General features: G+C 63.8%; 14 protein-coding genes. 9 read left to right on the top strand and 5 right to left on the bottom strand.

Annotation, left to right across the window (positions count from 1 at the left end):
* Positions 1-22 precede the first annotated feature (22 nt).
* On the bottom strand, positions 23-655 hold the full coding sequence (locus tag AB688_RS00860) for a C40 family peptidase (protein WP_054891178.1): 633 nt from the start codon (positions 653-655) through the stop codon (positions 23-25).
* A gap of 168 nt (positions 656-823) precedes the next feature.
* On the opposite strand from AB688_RS00860, the gene AB688_RS00855 reads away from it, so the two are divergent.
* Positions 824-1,243 carry an NINE protein gene (locus AB688_RS00855; protein ID WP_063541615.1) on the top strand — a complete coding sequence of 140 codons (420 nt, stop codon included), beginning with the start codon at positions 824-826 and terminating at the stop codon, positions 1,241-1,243.
* A 46-nt stretch (positions 1,244-1,289) separates the two neighbouring features.
* Here the strand turns inward: AB688_RS00855 and AB688_RS00850 are convergent, their stop codons facing one another.
* The 3 genes from AB688_RS00850 to AB688_RS00840 all read right to left on the bottom strand — a co-directional run bounded on the left by AB688_RS00850 (position 1,290) and on the right by AB688_RS00840 (position 6,078).
* Positions 1,290-1,988, bottom strand: coding sequence for an SPOR domain-containing protein (locus AB688_RS00850; RefSeq protein WP_063541613.1), 699 nt, complete (start codon positions 1,986-1,988; stop codon positions 1,290-1,292).
* A gap of 1 nt (position 1,989) precedes the next feature.
* Complete coding sequence (gene argS / locus AB688_RS00845; RefSeq protein WP_054891180.1) at positions 1,990-3,726, bottom strand: arginine--tRNA ligase; 1,737 nt, start codon at positions 3,724-3,726, stop codon at positions 1,990-1,992.
* Between the two features lie 132 nt (positions 3,727-3,858).
* Positions 3,859-6,078 (bottom strand): primosomal protein N', encoded by a 2,220-nt coding sequence (locus AB688_RS00840; protein ID WP_063541611.1) that lies wholly within the window; start codon positions 6,076-6,078, stop codon positions 3,859-3,861.
* 167 nt (positions 6,079-6,245) lie between these two features.
* Between AB688_RS00840 and rpmE the strand changes: the two genes are divergently transcribed.
* The 3 genes from rpmE (at position 6,246) to AB688_RS00825 (ending at position 8,735) form a co-directional block, all read left to right on the top strand.
* Complete coding sequence (rpmE, locus tag AB688_RS00835) at positions 6,246-6,461, top strand: 50S ribosomal protein L31 (RefSeq protein ID WP_054891182.1); 216 nt, start codon at positions 6,246-6,248, stop codon at positions 6,459-6,461.
* A gap of 2 nt (positions 6,462-6,463) precedes the next feature.
* Entirely contained in the window at positions 6,464-7,291 is an 828-nt protein-coding gene (locus AB688_RS00830) for a thermonuclease family protein (RefSeq protein ID WP_063541609.1), read from the top strand.
* Positions 7,292-7,466: 175 nt separating this feature from the next.
* Positions 7,467-8,735 carry a malic enzyme-like NAD(P)-binding protein gene (locus AB688_RS00825; protein ID WP_054891184.1) on the top strand — a complete coding sequence of 423 codons (1,269 nt, stop codon included), beginning with the start codon at positions 7,467-7,469 and terminating at the stop codon, positions 8,733-8,735.
* A gap of 129 nt (positions 8,736-8,864) precedes the next feature.
* Here AB688_RS00825 and AB688_RS00820 read toward each other — a convergent pair whose 3' ends face one another.
* Positions 8,865-11,315 carry a penicillin-binding protein 1A gene (locus AB688_RS00820; protein WP_419555274.1) on the bottom strand — a complete coding sequence of 817 codons (2,451 nt, stop codon included), beginning with the start codon at positions 11,313-11,315 and terminating at the stop codon, positions 8,865-8,867.
* A gap of 173 nt (positions 11,316-11,488) precedes the next feature.
* Here AB688_RS00820 and pilM point away from each other — a divergent pair, with 173 nt between their 5' ends.
* From pilM to aroK, 5 genes are read left to right on the top strand one after another with little or no spacing between them, the layout of a single operon-like run.
* A complete protein-coding gene (gene pilM / locus AB688_RS00815) occupies positions 11,489-12,373 on the top strand; it encodes a type IV pilus biogenesis protein PilM (RefSeq protein WP_063541605.1) in 885 nt (294 codons plus the stop codon).
* A gap of 44 nt (positions 12,374-12,417) precedes the next feature.
* The gene (locus AB688_RS00810; protein ID WP_081255177.1) at positions 12,418-12,903 is read left to right on the top strand and encodes a PilN domain-containing protein; all 486 of its coding nucleotides are present in this window, start codon (positions 12,418-12,420) and stop codon (positions 12,901-12,903) included.
* 2 nt (positions 12,904-12,905) lie between these two features.
* On the top strand, positions 12,906-13,916 hold the full coding sequence (locus tag AB688_RS00805) for a pilus assembly protein PilP (RefSeq protein WP_081255176.1): 1,011 nt from the start codon (positions 12,906-12,908) through the stop codon (positions 13,914-13,916).
* Entirely contained in the window at positions 13,870-15,108 is a 1,239-nt protein-coding gene (locus AB688_RS00800) for a type IV pilus secretin PilQ (protein WP_081255323.1), read from the top strand. The genes AB688_RS00805 and AB688_RS00800 overlap by 47 nt, the downstream gene beginning before the upstream one ends.
* Positions 15,109-15,112: 4 nt before the next feature.
* Complete coding sequence (gene aroK, locus AB688_RS00795; RefSeq protein WP_063541601.1) at positions 15,113-15,631, top strand: shikimate kinase AroK; 519 nt, start codon at positions 15,113-15,115, stop codon at positions 15,629-15,631.
* Positions 15,632-15,670 lie beyond the last annotated feature (39 nt).

The raw sequence follows: 15,670 nt of genomic DNA, 5'->3' as shown, positions 1-15,670 counted from the left end.
GAGGCCAGAGAAAGAAACTACATCAACGCTTGGCCAGCCGCAGCGCCTCCTGCTCCTTGGGCAGCACGCGCTTGGCAACCACATAATGCTTCTGCCAGTACGGCTTTTCGAGGCTGTCGATGCTCACCCGCTTGCCGGTGCGCGGCGCGTGGATGAAGCGGTCGTTGCCCAGGTAGATGGCAACGTGATTGACCCGACGGCTCTTGATGTTGAAGAAGATCAGGTCGCCGGGCTTGAGGTCATCCCGCGCCACTTTCACGCCATGCCCTTGGGCCATGGCGTTCGAGGTGCGTGGCAGATCGACGTCGGCGACATCGTTGAAGGCGTACTTGACCAGACCGCTGCAGTCGAAGCCCTTGCCAGGCGTGCTACCGCCCCAGCGGTAGGGGGTGCCGAGCACGTTGACGGCGCGGCTGAGTACTTCGCTGCTCTGCTTGGGCGACATCGCCGCCACTTTCAGCGCGTGGTTCTTCGCGGCATTTGCCGGACGCGCACGCAGGCTGACCTGCTTGGCGGGGGTGCGTTTCACGGAAACATCGGCGTTGGAGGTGTAGCCAGTGAATCCGTTGGGGAGTCGTTGCTCACGGTTGGTGGCGTGGGCGGCCAGGGGTAACAATAGGCAGAGGGTCAGCCATGTCTTGAAGAAAGGCGGCATAGTTGAAGCTCTTTATGGATGTTTATAGATGTTGGCGCGCAACTTTATAACAGCTTTTTGATCAAAATCTGATCCGTTGGTCGTGTGGCTGGGTGCCATACGTCGGGGCAAAACGAAAAAGTCACATTTTTCGTTAGAAAATTTTCGGCTATCCCACGAGGGTTTTGAATGAATACGTATCAACAGGGTGCGCCGCTTCATGACACGCACAGCAAGGTCATCGGGTACCTGCTGTGGATCTTCGGCTTCACCGGCTCGCACCGTTTCTACTACGGAAAGCCGATCACCGGGACGATCTGGTTCTGCACGCTGGGCTTGCTGGGTATCGGCTGGCTGATCGACCTGTTCCTGATCCCGTCCATGGACCGCGAGGCTGACCTGCGGTTCCAGCCAGGGCCGGTGAACTACAGCGTGGCGTGGGTGCTGCTGACGTTCCTGGGTATTTTCGGCATTCACAGGCTTTACCAGGGCAAGTGGATCAGCGCACTGATCTACCTGTTTACCGGCGGCCTGTTCCTGATTGGCGTGCTGTATGACTTCTGGACCCTCAACACCCAGGTGTCCGAGGTCAATGGCAGGCAGCGCTGACTCCGCAGAAAAAAGGCCTTGTCGCAGTGCGGCAAGGCCTTTTTCGTTACTGGCGGGTCTGTCGCTGCTGCAGCAGCAGGTTGCTGAAACCTGCTCCGGCCAGCTGCTTCTGTGCCACGGTCAGTTGTTCACGGTTGCTGAACGGACCGACCAGTACGCGGTACCAGGTTTCTTCCTTCACCGTCCCCGATTCCACCTTGACCACCTGGCCGAGCAGGATGATCTGCGCACGTACCTTGTCGGCATCGGCTTCCTTGCGGAACGAACCGGCCTGGAGGAAGAACTGCGTGGTCGCTGCAGGCTTGATCACTGGGGGAGCCGGTGGTGGCGTCTGCCCCGACAGCGCAGCCTGGGCTCGGGCCGTGTCGATCTTCGCGGCTTCGGCAGGAGTGACCGGCGTGACCGGCTGGGCCGGCACGGGCGGCGTCTTCTCCGGCACCGCTTCAGGCGGCACGATCACTTCCGACTCTGGCAGCAGGGTGTAGAAGTCGTACTTGGGCTTGATCGGCTGCGGCGTGGTCGGCGTGGTGCCTTTGGCCGCCTCGGCGACCTTGGCGGGCTTCTGCTGTTCAGGCTTGGCACGCTTGATGTCATCGCCGCCGGGCTCGAGCTTCATCAGGAAGACGATGAATGCACCTACGGTCAGGCCGACCGCCAGCCACACCCAGCCCGGGATCGGCTGTTTGGCGGGTGGCTGGTGACGGCTGGCGCCGCGCTTGGGCGCGGGTTTTTTCTTGGCAGCCAACTTACATGCGCTCCAGGGTTTCCAGGCCGAGCAGCTCCAGGCCCTGCTTGAGAGTACGGCCGGTCAGCGCGGCGAGACGCAGGCGGCTCTGCTGCTGTTCGACGGTTTCGGCGGTGAGGATCGGGCAGTTCTCGTAGAAGCTGGAGAACAGGCCGGCCAGGTCGTAGAGGTAGCTGCACAGCACGTGTGGGGTGCCTTTTTCGGCGACGTTGTTCAGCGTTTCGCCGAACTGTGCCAGGCGAGCCGCCAGGTCCTGCTCGTGGGCAGCCTGCAGCACGATGTCGCCCTCTACCTCGTCGAAGCCCTTGCCCAGCTTGCGGAACACACCGGCCACGCGGGTGTAGGCGTAGAGCAGGTAGGGCGCGGTGTTGCCTTCGAAGTTGAGCATCAGTTCGAAGTTGAAGCTGTAGTCGCTGGTACGGTGCTTGGACAGGTCGGCGTACTTCACCGCGCCGATCCCGACCACTTCACCGATGTGGCGCAGCTCGTCCTCGGCCAGGCTCGGGTTCTTTTCCTTGACCAGCGCGTAGGCGCGCTCCTTGGCTTCGCTCAGCAGGTCGATCAGCTTCACGGTGCCGCCGTCGCGGGTCTTGAACGGACGGCCATCGGCGCCGTTCATGGTGCCGAAGCCCATGTGCTCCATTTTCATCGGGTGCCCGACGAAGCCGGCGCGACGCGCCACTTCGAACACCTGGTTGAAGTGCAGCGCCTGGCGTTGGTCGACGAAGTACAAGGCGCGATCGGCCTTGAGCACATTGCTGCGGTAGCGCACCGCAGCCAGGTCGGTGGTGGCGTACAGGTAGCCGCCGTCGGCCTTTTGCACGATCACCGGCAGCGGCTCGCCTTCGGTGTTCTTGAACTCTTCCAGGAACACGCACTGCGCGCCCTGGCTTTCGACCAGCAGACCCTTGGCCTTGAGGTCGGCGACTACGTTGGCGAGGTCGGCGTTGTAGGCACTTTCGCCCATCACGTCGGCCATGGTCAGCTTGACGTTGAGCAGCTCGTAGGTCTTTTGGCAGTGCGACAGCGAGATATCCTTGAAACGCGTCCACAGCGCCATGCACTCGGGGTCGCCAGCTTGCAGCTTGACCACTAGGCCACGGGCGCGGTTGGCGAAGTCTTCCGATTCGTCGAAGCGCTTCTTCGCCGCGCGGTAGAAGTTTTCCAGGTCCGACAGCTCGTCGCTGGTGATGGGGTTTTCTTCCAGGTAGGCCAGCAGCATGCCGAACTGGGTGCCCCAGTCGCCCACGTGGTTCTGGCGGATCACCTCGTCGCCGAGGAATTCCAGCACGCGCGCGACGCTGTCGCCGATGATGGTCGAGCGCAGGTGGCCGACGTGCATCTCCTTGGCCAGGTTTGGCGCCGACATGTCGATGACCACTTTTTCCGCTGCGCCGGCCTTGCGCACGCCCAGGTGGGCATCTGCAAGTGCCGCCTCTAGGCGGTTGGCCAGGGCGTCGGTGTTCTGGAAGAAGTTGAGGAAGCCGGGGCCGGCGATCTCGACCTTGCTGATGTCGGCGCTGGCAGGCAGGGCGGCGATCAGCTTGTCGGCCAGGTCGCGCGGCTTCATGCCTGCCGGCTTGGCCAACATCATGGCGATGTTGCTGGCGAAGTCGCCGTGGGTCTTGTCGCGGGCGTTTTCCACCTGGATCGCCGGCGTCAGGCCTTCAGGCAACACACCTTCGTTGACGAGTTGGGTGAGGGCTTGCTGGATCAGCTGGCGAATGGTGTCTTTCATCGGGTTCTCTTTTCGACCGCAAGCGCGGTGCAGCGCTTCGATGCGCAGGTGGAAAAACGGAACATTATCCGTGGCCGGGGCTTGATTGCCAACCTTTACGGCTCGCGCAGGATTGCGCTGGCTTTCATGGATTCAGTAGAGATCGACCGGGTCCACGTCCAGCGACCAGCGCACCTGCCGTCCCGACGGCATCTGTTCCAACACTAGCAACCAGCTACTGATCAGTCGATGCAGCGGCGCCCGGGCATTGGCCTGGATCAACAGCTGCGCGCGGAAGCGGCCGGCACGGCGCTCCATGGGGGCTGGTACCGGGCCGAGCAGCTCGATGCCGCTCAAGCCCTGCTCTGCCAGCACACCCTCGGCGGCGGCGCAGGCTTCGTCGAGAAAGGCTTCCGCCTGCCCTGGCTTATGCGCTTCGGCGCGCAGCAGGGCCAGGTGCGAGAAGGGCGGCAGGCCGGCGGCGCGCCGCTCGCTCAGGGCTTGCTCGGCGAAGGCGAAATAGCCTTGCTCGGTCAGTTGCACCAGCAGTGGATGCTCGGCCAGGTGGGTCTGCACGATCACCTTGCCAGGCTCCTCGGCCCGCCCGGCGCGGCCTGCGACCTGCACGATCAGCTGCGCCATTCGCTCGCTGGCGCGGAAATCACCCGAGAACAGTCCGCCATCGGCATCGAGGATGGCCACCAGGGTTACCCGCGGGAAGTGATGCCCCTTGGCCAGCATCTGGGTGCCGACCAGAATGCTCGGCTGGCCGCGCTGGATGGTGGTCAACAGGTGGTGCATGGCGTCCTTGCGCGACGTGCTGTCGCGGTCCACGCGCAGGACGGGGTAATCGGGGAACAGGGTCTTCAGGCGCTCTTCGGCGCGCTCGGTTCCGGCGCCGACCGGGCGCAGGTCGACGTGGGCGCATTGCGGGCATTGCAGCGGCAGGCGTTCGTCGTAACCACAGTGGTGACAGCGCAACACGCCTGAGCGCTGATGCACGGTCATGCGTGCATCGCAGCGTGGACACTCCGACAGCCAGCCGCAGTCGTGACACAGCAGCGTCGGGGCGAAGCCGCGGCGGTTGAGGAACACCAACACTTGTTGGCCGGCTGCCAGGGTCTGGCCGATCGCCTGTTGAAGTGGGCCACTGATGCCGCTGTCCAGCGGCAGGCTGCGCACATCCAGGCGCATGAAGCGCGGCGGGCGGGCGCCGCCGGCGCGCTGGTTCATGCGCAGCAGGCCGTAGCGCCCGCTGTGGGCGTTGTGCAGGCTTTCCAGCGAAGGTGTCGCCGAGCCCAGCAGGATCGGGATGTTCTCCTGGTGCGCGCGGACCACGGCCAGGTCGCGGGCGTGATAGCGCAGCCCTTCCTGTTGTTTGTAGGAGCCGTCGTGCTCCTCGTCGATGATGATCAGGCCCGGGTTCTTCATGGGCGTGAACAGGGCCGAACGTGTGCCGATGATGATGTCGGCCTCGCCATCGCGGGCAGCGAGCCAGGCATCCAGGCGCTCGCGGTCGTTGACTGCCGAGTGCAGCAGGGCGATGCGGGCATTGAAGCGCTGCTCGAAGCGCGCCAGGGTCTGCGGGCCGAGGTTGATCTCGGGGATCAGGATCAGTGCCTGCTTGCCGGCCTCCAGGGTTTCGCGAATCAGCTGCAGGTAGACCTCGGTCTTGCCGCTGCCGGTGACACCGGCCAGCAGGAAGGCGTGGAAGCTGCCGAAGCCTGCGCGCACGGCCTGGAAGGCAGCGCTCTGCTCCTCGTTGAGCGGCAGTTCCGGCTGGGCCAGCCAGCGGTCATGGCGCGGCGCCGGCAGGTGCCGGCGCACCTCGACCTGCACCAGTTCCTTGGCCAGCAGCAGGTCGAGGCTGTCTTTGTTCAGGCCGAGTTTGGCCAGCACGCTGTGGGCTACGCCATGAGGGTGCTGGGCGAGGGTCTGCAAGGCCTCTTTCTGGCGCGGTGCCCGGGCGATACGTGGGTCGTCCAGACGCGCGCCGGGGGTCGCATGCCAGAAACGCTCCTGGCGCACTTCGGCTGCTTCGCCCTGACGCAGCAACACCGGCAATGCCCAGCTCAGGGTGTCGCCCAGGCTGTGCTGATAGTAGTGGGCGGTCCACAGGCACAGCTTGAACAGTGCCGGAGGCAGCGGCGAGACCGGGTCGAGCAGCATGCTCGCTGGCTTGAGCTTGTCGGCGGGGACTTCGCTCTGCTCGCAGACCTCCACCAGCACGCCGATCATCTCGCGACGGCCGAACGGTACGCGGATGCGCATGCCGGGTGTCAGTTGCTGGCGTGCCATGGCGGCCGGGGCCCGGTAGTCGAACAAGCGACGCAGGGGCGAGGGCAGGGCAAGGCGCAGGATGACGTCGGACACGCGGCAGGTCTTCGTAGCTGGTCGGGAATCGCACGAGCCTAGCAGACGACGGCCGGTGCAAGCGACAACTTGCGCTGGCCTGACGGTCTGGTATTATTCGCCGCCTAATTACGTGCGGTATTCAACAATTGGTGTTGGGTGGCGGCACGCAGCTCGAGGAAGTGACCATGAAAGCCGATATTCATCCGAACTACGAAGCAGTTGCTGTCACCTGCAGCTGCGGCAACAAATTCGAAACCCGTTCGACCCTGGGCAACACCCTGGCGATCGACGTTTGCAACCTCTGCCACCCGTTCTACACCGGTAAGCAGAAAGTCCTGGACACCGGTGGTCGCGTACAGAAGTTCGCCGATCGCTTCGGTATGTTCGGTACCAAGAAGTAATCATGCGCACGGCGAGCCCTTCGGGTTTCGCATTGCTGCAAAAGAAGGCGCCCCTCGTGGGCGCCTTTTTTGTGGGCGCAATCTGGCATGTTCCCGCGCAGGCCTTCTGCCCGGTTCCCGAGGCCTTGCAGCCAGTGACGGTGCGTCAGGTCGTCGATGGCGATACCGTGCGTCTGGGGGATGGCCGCAGCGTGCGGCTGATTGGCATCAATGCACCTGAGATCGGGCGCAAAGGTCGCACCAGCGAACCCTATGCCGAAGCGGCCAGGCGACGGCTGGAGGCACTGGTGCAGGCCAGTGATGGCCGGGTGGGGCTGGTGCCGGGTGTGGAGCCCAGGGACAAGTACGGGCGCACCTTGGCGCACCTCTATGGCCGGAATGGCGACAATCTTGAGGCGCAGTTGCTCAGTGAGGGCTTGGCCTATCGCGTTGCGGTGGCACCCAACGTGCGTCTGGTCGGCTGCCAGCAACAAGCCGAGCAGGCCGCACGCACAGGTAGGCTCGGGCTCTGGCGGCAGTCGCCGGTCATCGCAGCGGGGCACCTGAGACAATCCGGCTTCGCTGTGATCGGCGGCAGGGTGAGCGCGATCGACCACAATCGAGGAGGCGTCTGGCTGGAGCTTGACGAGGCTGTGGTGCTGCAGGTTCCCGCTCGTCTGCAACGCGCCTTCCCTGACGGTTTCTTCGATAATCTCAAGGGGCGTCAGGTCGAGGCGCGCGGCTGGGTGCTGGACCGTTCCCGCAAGGGCGGGCTCAAGCCTGGGCAGCGACGCTGGCTGTTGCCGCTGAGCGATCCGAGCATGTTGGAGCAGGTTTCGGTGAAAAAATAGTTGTAGACATTATTGGTTTGGATTGTACACACTCAAGGCCGTAAGCCCCGCGGGTTGTAGCGTAAAGTCGTAGGCCAAGGGCCTTGACACATGTGACCGGGCAGTCTTGTCGCCTCCCGGCTCTTTGCGTATCCTCGGCGGTCCGTCAGAACAGTAAACAAGCGGAATGCCCACCATGTCAGACTTGAAAACCGCCGCTCTCGAATATCACGCTCAACCTCGCCCGGGGAAACTGAGCGTCGAACTCTCCAAGCCAACCGCCACCGCCCGTGACCTTGCCCTGGCCTACAGCCCAGGCGTCGCCGAGCCGGTACGCGAAATTGGCCGTGATCCAGAGCTGGCCTACAAATACACCGGCAAGGGTAACCTGGTCGCTGTGATCTCCGACGGTACTGCCATCCTCGGCCTGGGTGACCTCGGCCCGCTGGCTTCCAAGCCAGTCATGGAAGGCAAGGGTGTTCTGTTCAAGCGTTTCGCCGGTATCGACGTGTTCGACATCGAAGTCGAGTCGGAAAGCCCACAGGCTTTCATCGACACCGTTCGCCGCATCTCCATCACCTTCGGTGGCATCAACCTCGAAGACATCAAGGCACCTGAGTGCTTCGAGATCGAGCGCACTCTGATCGAACAGTGCGACATCCCGGTCTTCCACGATGACCAGCACGGCACCGCCATCGTGACGGCCGCCGGCATGATCAACGCCCTGGAAATCGCAGGCAAGAAGCTCGAAGACGCCAAGATCGTCTGCCTGGGTGCCGGCGCTGCCGCCATCTCCTGCATGAAGCTGCTGGTCAGCATGGGCGCCAAGGTCGAGAACATCTACATGATCGACCGCAGCGGCGTGATCCACGCTGGCCGCGACGACCTGAACCAGTACAAGGCGCAGTTCGCTCACGCCACCGACAAGCGCACCCTGGCTGACGCGCTGGAAGGCGCTGACGTGTTCGTTGGCCTGTCCGGCCCGAACCTGCTGAGCCCGGAAGGCTTGAAGTCGATGGCTGCCAACCCGATCGTGTTCGCCTGCTCGAACCCGGATCCGGAAATCGCTCCAGAGCTGGCCCACGCCACCCGCAGCGATGTGATCATGGCCACCGGTCGTTCCGACTACCCGAACCAGGTCAACAACGTTCTGGGCTTCCCCTTCATCTTCCGTGGTGCCCTGGACGTTCGCGCCAAGCGCATCAACGAAGAGATGAAGATTGCCGCCGCTATCGCCCTGAAAGACCTGGCCAAGCTGCCGGTTCCGAAGGAAGTGTGCGAGGCCTACGGTGTTGAAGGTCTGGAGTTCGGCCGCGAGTACATCATTCCGAAGCCGCTGGACGCTCGCCTGATCACCGTCGTTTCCGATGCCGTGGCCAAGGCCGCCATCGAATCCGGTGTGGCGACCCTGCCGTATCCGAAGCACTACCCGCTCAAGAGCGTGGATGACGTGTTCAACGGCTGATCTCGTTGTAGCGACATGAAAAAGCCCCGGCTCGCAAGAGTCGGGGCTTTTTGTTGGCCGCTGTTCTACAGATGACCGCTCCACCTGTAGAAGCGGCACAAGGCTGCTGCTACAGGTTCAGATCGCCACTTAGAACAGATCCATCGGCGCCGCCTCATCGGCCGGCAGCGGGCTGCCTGGTGCTGAGCCGTTGCCCAGCTCATCTACCGATGGTGGTGAATCCTCGGCCTTGAACAGCTCGAAGTAGGCGTTCGGCGTGCTTGGTGTCGCCGCGCGACCGCTGACCGGATCCACGCGCAGGCTGAGGATGCCCTCCGGCTCTGCCGGTGCGTGTTCAGGCTTGCCCTTGAGTGCCGGGCCCATGAAGTCCATCCAGATCGGCAGTGCAACGGTGCCGCCATATTCTCGGCGACCAAGTGTTTCAGGCTGGTCGAAACCGACCCAGACCGTGGTCACGTAGTCGGCGTTGTAGCCGGAGAACCAGGCATCCTTGGATTCGTTGGTGGTACCGGTCTTGCCCGCGATGTCGCTGCGGCCCAGGGCCAGGGCGCGACGGCCAGTGCCACGCTTGATCACATCCTGCAGCATGCTGGTCAGGATGTAGGTGGTACGGCCATCGACGATGCGCTCGGCAATGGCCGGCGTCTGCGGTGGCGGGGCGATCTGGCCCAGTGCCGAAGGTGCGGTGCCCGGCTGCGGGAGCGTGGTGATCGGCTCTTCGGGCGCGGCGATTCCGGCCTGGTCCTGATTGCCCTGGGGAACGCGCGCCGGGTTGGCGGTGAACAGGGTTTCGCCGTTGCGGCTTTCGACGCGCTCGATCAGGTAGGGGTTGATCTTGTACCCGCCGTTGGCAAAGGTGCTCCAGCCGGTGGCGATTTCCATCGGGGTGAGCGTTGCGGTACCCAGTGCCAGCGACAGGTTGCGCGGCAGGTCCTGCTTGTTGAAGCCGAACTTGGCAATGTAGTCGATGGTGCGGTCGACCCCCATCGCCTGGAGCAGGCGGATCGAGACCAGGTTGCGCGACTTGTACAGCGCCTCGCGCATGCGGATCGGACCGAGGAAGGTGTTGGTGTCGTTTTTCGGGCGCCAGACCTTGTCGAGGTATTCGTCGACGAACACGATCGGTGCGTCGTTGACCAGGCTGGCGGCGGTATAGCCGTTGTCCAGTGCGGCGCTATAGACGAAGGGCTTGAAGCTGGAGCCTGGCTGGCGCTTGGCCTGCATGGCGCGGTTATAGTTGCTCTGCTCGAACGAGAAGCCACCGACCAGGGCGCGGATTGCACCGCTGTTCGGGTCAAGCGTGACCAGTGCGCTCTGGGCGCCCGGCACCTGGCTGAACTTGAGCTTGCCGTCGTCCAGGCGTTGCAGGCGCACCAGGTCGCCGATCTGCGCGACATCGGCCGGCGACTGAGGCGCGCGCCCCTGGGCATTGCTGTTGATGAACGGACGGGCCCACTTCATGGTGTCCCAGGCGACGTCTTCGTCCTGGCCGCCGCGCGTCATGACTTTCAGGCCGGTCTTGTCCACCTGGGTGACGATGGCCGGTTCAAGGCCGCCGAGGGTACGTTGCTTGCCCAGTTCCTGCTGCCAGGCGGTGCGGGTCTTGCCCGGGAAGCGCGCTTCGGGGCCGCGGTAGCCATGGCGCTCGTCGTATTGCGAGAGGCCGTTGAGGACTGCCTTGTTGGCGATTTCCTGCGTGTCGCTGGGCACGGTCGTGGTGACCCGGAAACCTTCGGTGTAGGCATCGCTGCCGTAGCGGCCGACCATCTCGGCACGCGCCATTTCGGCGACGAACGGTGCATTCACCTCAGGTGTCGGTACGTGATAGCTGGCGTTCAGCGGCTCGGCGAGGGCGGCCTGGTAGCTTGCCTCGTCGATCTTGCCGAGCTTGTACATGCGGCCGAGGATCCAGTCGCGGCGCTCCTTGGCACGCACCGGGTTGGCCAGCGGATTGAAGCGCGAAGGGGCTTTGGGCAGGCCGGCGATCATCGCCATCTGCGCCAGGCTGACATCACGGATCGACTTGCCGTAGTACACCTGCGCGGCGGCATCGATGCCGTAGGCGCGGTTGCCCAGGTAGATCTTGTTGACGTACAGCTCGAGGATCTCGTCCTTGGTCAGCTCACGTTCGATCTGCAGCGCCAGGAGGATCTCGTTGGTCTTGCGCGAGAAGCTGCGCTCGCTGGTGAGGAAGAAGTTCTTCGCCACCTGCATGGTGATGGTGCTGCCGCCGGTCTGGATATGACCAGACTTCACAAGTTGGGTCGCAGCACGCATCAGGCTGCTCGGATCGACCCCGTAGTGATTGAGGAAATTGTCGTCTTCGGCTGACAGAAGCGCCTGGATGAACTGTGGGGGAATCTCCGCAAAACGGATTGGCGAGCGGCGCATTTCGCCAAACTCGGCAATCAGTTTGCCGTCGCTGCTGTACACCCTCAGGGGGATCTGCAACTGGATGCTTCTGAGCGAGTCGACCGAAGGCAGGCTGGGACTAAGATACAGAAACGCACCACTCAGACCGAGCACGAGCGCGCAGATGACGGCGACGAAAGACCACCAGAAGAACTTCAGCAGGCGTATCAAGGCTTTTGGGTGTCCAGGTTGAGAAGTGGAGTGCACGCAGGCCCGGCGGACGGGAAAAAACGCTGGGCATTATAAGCATTTTCGCCCCGCCGGGTCATCGGTCGGTCGGGGCAATGGGCGCAATCGCCCCGGATGGCAAGGGTTTGCCACGGTCATGAAAAGGAGCAGCGATGCTTGGACGCTTTGGCAGGGATGCCGGTTCAGTATTGGGGGTGGAAATTGCCTCCGATTCCGTGAGAATTCTTGAGTTGCAGCGGCGACGAGGGCGCCATGAGGTGGCTGCCTGGGTGGTCGAGCCAATCCGGGGGGCTTTGCGGGGTGGTGGCGATACCGAGGTGCAGGCCATGGCCCTGCGTCAGGCGTGGCGCCGTTGTGGCAGCCGGTCTCGACGGGTTGCGTTGGCGGTGCCGGGCTCGCAGGTGATCTGCAAGGTGGGCCAGTTGCCCGCCGCACTGGCGGAGCCTGAACGAGAAGCGCATCTGCTTGCCGATGCCGAGCGCCTTTTCCCTTTCCCGATTGACGATCTGGCCCTGGACTTTCAGGTGCTGGGCATTTCCCAGCAGGCCCCCCACATGCTCGATGTGCTGGTCGGGGCCGCTCGCCAGAGCGTCCTGGCGCCACTGTTGCAGCCGTTCGAGGCGGCAGGCCTGGAGGTGGTTGCCGTCGAGGTGGACAGTCTGGCGCTGCGTCGTTTGCAGGCCAGCGACAGCTGTCGGCCGCTGTTGCAGGTCGAGGCCGACAGCCTGACCCTGCATGGCTGGCCCGATGGACCCCTGCCTTGGCGAAAGGCGCAGAGGATCGAGCCTGGCGTGGGTTCGACCGAGTTTCTGGCGCATCTCGAGAGCTTGCTGGAGGGGGATCCTCCGTTCGAGCTGAGCGCAGGGTTGATGGTCGGCGGCGGGGCGGCGACGGACGCTTGCGTGCGGTCGCTGGCGCGGCATTTCGGATTCCCCTGTGAGCGGGTTTGTCCGCAGCGGGTCCATGCGGCTTCGCTGCCAGACCGCTGCGGCGCCATGGTCCTGCCCCTCGGCCTCGCCCTGGGAGGTACGCAATGAACCTGCGCCTGAACCTGCTGCCATGGCGTGAGCGCTAGCGTCTGGTGGAGCTGCGCAACTTCAGGCTGGTGTTTCTGGGCAGTCTGTTCGCAGCGTTTGTCGTGGTCATGCTGGTCGATCGGTTCGCCCACCTGCGGCTGAAGCAGCAAGCAGCTGCCGGATTGCAGCGTCAGCAACAGCTGCAGTCGCTGGATGGGCAAGTGGCACGCCTGGAACAGTTGCGTGAGGCGCACACGGGCCTGCGCAGGCAGGTTGATGCGCTTGGCGCGTTGCGCTCCTCGCAGCAAGGCGTACCGCAGCTGTTGATCGAGATCGAACTGGCGATGCCGCATGGGATGCAACTGACGCGCCTGGACGTGCAGGGTGACCGGCTGCAGATCAATGGCCTAGCGGTTTCTCCTGCGGTGCTGGCCCAGTTCATGCGCGACCTGCAGCGCTCGCCGATACTCCTGGACCTTGAACTCAAGCACGTCTTGGCGCGGGCCGGTGGCGATGCGTTCTCACTCGTGGCCCGGGTGGTGGCCTCCTGAACATGCGTATCGCTGAGATGCTCGGCTGGCACGAGATGGCGGGGCGCTCGCGTATGTACAGGGGCGCGGTCGTCGTCATTGGTGTGTCGCTGGTGCTTGCCTGCGGCTATCAGTTCCGTCTCCAGGAGGTGCGCGCAGCCTACCGTCAAGGCGTGGCGAGCGATGTCGAGCAGCGGAAGCTGTTGCAGGCGCGGGAGCAACAGCTTCTGGCTCTGGATGACGCCGAGGTGGCGCTGGCGAGCGAGGCGAAGCGGCTGCGGGATGCGCGTTGGCGATTGTCGGGCGGCGAGGGCATGAGCGATCTGCTCGACCAGTTGGCCGTGTCGGGGCGCACCTACGGCCTGGTCTTCGAGCGCCTCGACGTGGAGGAGGACGTCGAGGGGCCGGGTTACCGCCAGGTGCCCTTGCAGATGCAGGTGAGTGGGCGCTATGCCGCCCTGCGACCCTGGCTGGACGAGTGGCTGGGCCAGTTGCGCCTGCTGCGGGTGACCCGTTTGCAGTTGGAGCCTGCAACAGAACGGCCGGGGTTGCTGCAGCTTCATGTGTGGGTGCAGGCATTTCATGCCGGCGAGGCGCTGCCAATGCCGGCTTCGCTGGCCGATGAGCCCGCTCGGCCCCTCGGTCGGACGCCCGCGCTGGACCCATTTGCAGCCTGGTCGTCGCGTCGGCATACGGAGGGGTTGGCGGGGGTGCCGCTGGAGCAGTTGGAGATGGTGGGCAGCCTGTCCCGCGCGGGGCAATCCCAGGCGCTGGTGCGCTGGGCCGGGCGTGTTTACCGGGTTGCCAAGGGGGAGCGCCTGGGGCGTGAAGAGGGTGAAGTCATAAAGGTCGACCAGGATCAGGTCGAGATCAGGGAGCGGCTGTTCAGTGGTGGCGAGTGGCAAGAGCGCTCAAGCTACCTGACGTTGAGCCGGCCCGCAGGCGCAAGGAGCGAACGTGAAAAGACTGCTGATCGGCGTCGTGGCGATGCTGCTGACGCTACGGGCAATGGCGGAGCCCCTGTACAAAGGTGAGCCGCTTTCGCTGAATTTCCAGGACGTCGAGGTTCGTGCAGTGCTGCAGGTGCTCGCCGATTATACCGGCATCAACCTGGTGGCCAGTGACACGGTTCAGGGCAATATCACCCTGCGGCTGCACGAGGTGCCCTGGGATCAGGCATTGGAGCTGGTGTTGCGCAGCCGCGGGCTGGCCAAGCGTGAGGAGGGCAATGTGCTGTTGGTCGCCCCCGCCGCAGAGCTCGCCGAGCAGTCGCGCGAGGCGCGCATCGACCAGGCGCTCGAGGCGCAGTTGCAGCCGCTGCATCGGGAGTTGCTGCCGATTCATCATGCCGATGCGTCCGACCTGGCGAAACTATTGTTGGAGAGCCTCGCGGATGACGAACCTGCGGCAGGGCGCGGCAGTTTGAGCGTGGATTCGCGGACCAACACCCTGATCGCCACCCAGTCGGCCGCGCGCCTGGCTGAGTTGCGGCAACTGGTTGCGGATCTGGATGTGCCGGTGCGCCAGGTGATGATCGAGGCCCGGATCGTCGAGGCCAACGTCGATTACGAGAATGCGCTCGGTATTCGCTGGGGCGCACAGCTGGGCGGTATGCCAGCGCGGTCAGGCAGTGAGCTGTTTGTCGATCTTGGCGCGCAGGGGGCGACCTCTGGCGTGGGCGTAGGGGTGGTGCGCGGCGATGTGCTGCTTGATCTGGAGCTCAGTGCCATGGAGAAAAGCGGCAATGGCGAGGTCATCTCCCAGCCCAAGGTGGTCACTGCCGACAAGGAAACCGCGCGTATTCTCAAGGGCACCGAAGTGCCTTACCAGCAGTCGAGCAAGAGCGGCGCCACCTCGGTGGCTTTCCGCGAGGCATCGCTGTCACTGGAGGTCACGCCGCAGATCACCCCGGATGGCAAGGTCATCATGGCGGTGCGGGTGACCAAGGACGAGCCGGACTACGTCAATGCCCTCAACGACGTCCCACCGATCCGCAAGAACGAGGTCAATGCCAAGGTGCGCGTGGCCGATGGCGAGACGATTGTGATTGGTGGCGTGTACTCGACGTCGCATAACAATGTAGTGGACAAGGTGCCATTTCTTGGCGATCTGCCGTATGTTGGACGGCTGTTTCGACGCGATGTATTACAAGAGAAAAAATCTGAGCTGCTGGTCTTCCTGACTCCGCGTATCATGAGTGACCGGGCGATTGCTGTGAGTCGTTGATTCTGTGCGAAATTTGATACTTGTAGGGCCCATGGGCGCCGGTAAGAGCACCATCGGGCGCCTTTTGGCCAAAGAGCTGCGCCTGCTGTTCAAGGATTCCGACAAGGAAATCGAGCTGCGAACCGGCGCCAACATCCCGTGGATCTTCGACAAGGAAGGCGAGCCGGGCTTTCGTGATCGTGAGCAGGCGATGATTGCAGAACTCTGCGAGCTCGACGGCGTGGTTGTCGCAACAGGTGGCGGCGCAGTGATGCGCGAGGCCAATCGCCAGGCGTTGCACAGGGGCGGGCGTGTCATCTACCTGCATGCCTCGGTGGAACAGCAGGTCGGCCGTACTGCACGTGATCGCAACCGTCCACTGCTGCGGACCGCCAACCCGGAAGCCACGCTGCGTGCGTTGCTGGAAACGCGCGACCCGCTCTATCGCGAAATCGCCGACCTCGTGGTGGAAACCGACGAACGGCCGCCGCGCATGGTAGTGCTCGACATTCTCGAGCGTTTGCAGCAGTTGCCGCCCCGCTGAGCCGGGACTATCCTCGGCGACCAACGTCGGGGCGACGTT

Source organism: Pseudomonas putida, assembly GCF_001636055.1.
Classification (GTDB): domain Bacteria; phylum Pseudomonadota; class Gammaproteobacteria; order Pseudomonadales; family Pseudomonadaceae; genus Aquipseudomonas; species Aquipseudomonas machongensis.
The sequence above is the reverse complement of the archived record's forward strand: the minus strand, read 5'-3'. Positions and strand labels throughout refer to the sequence as shown.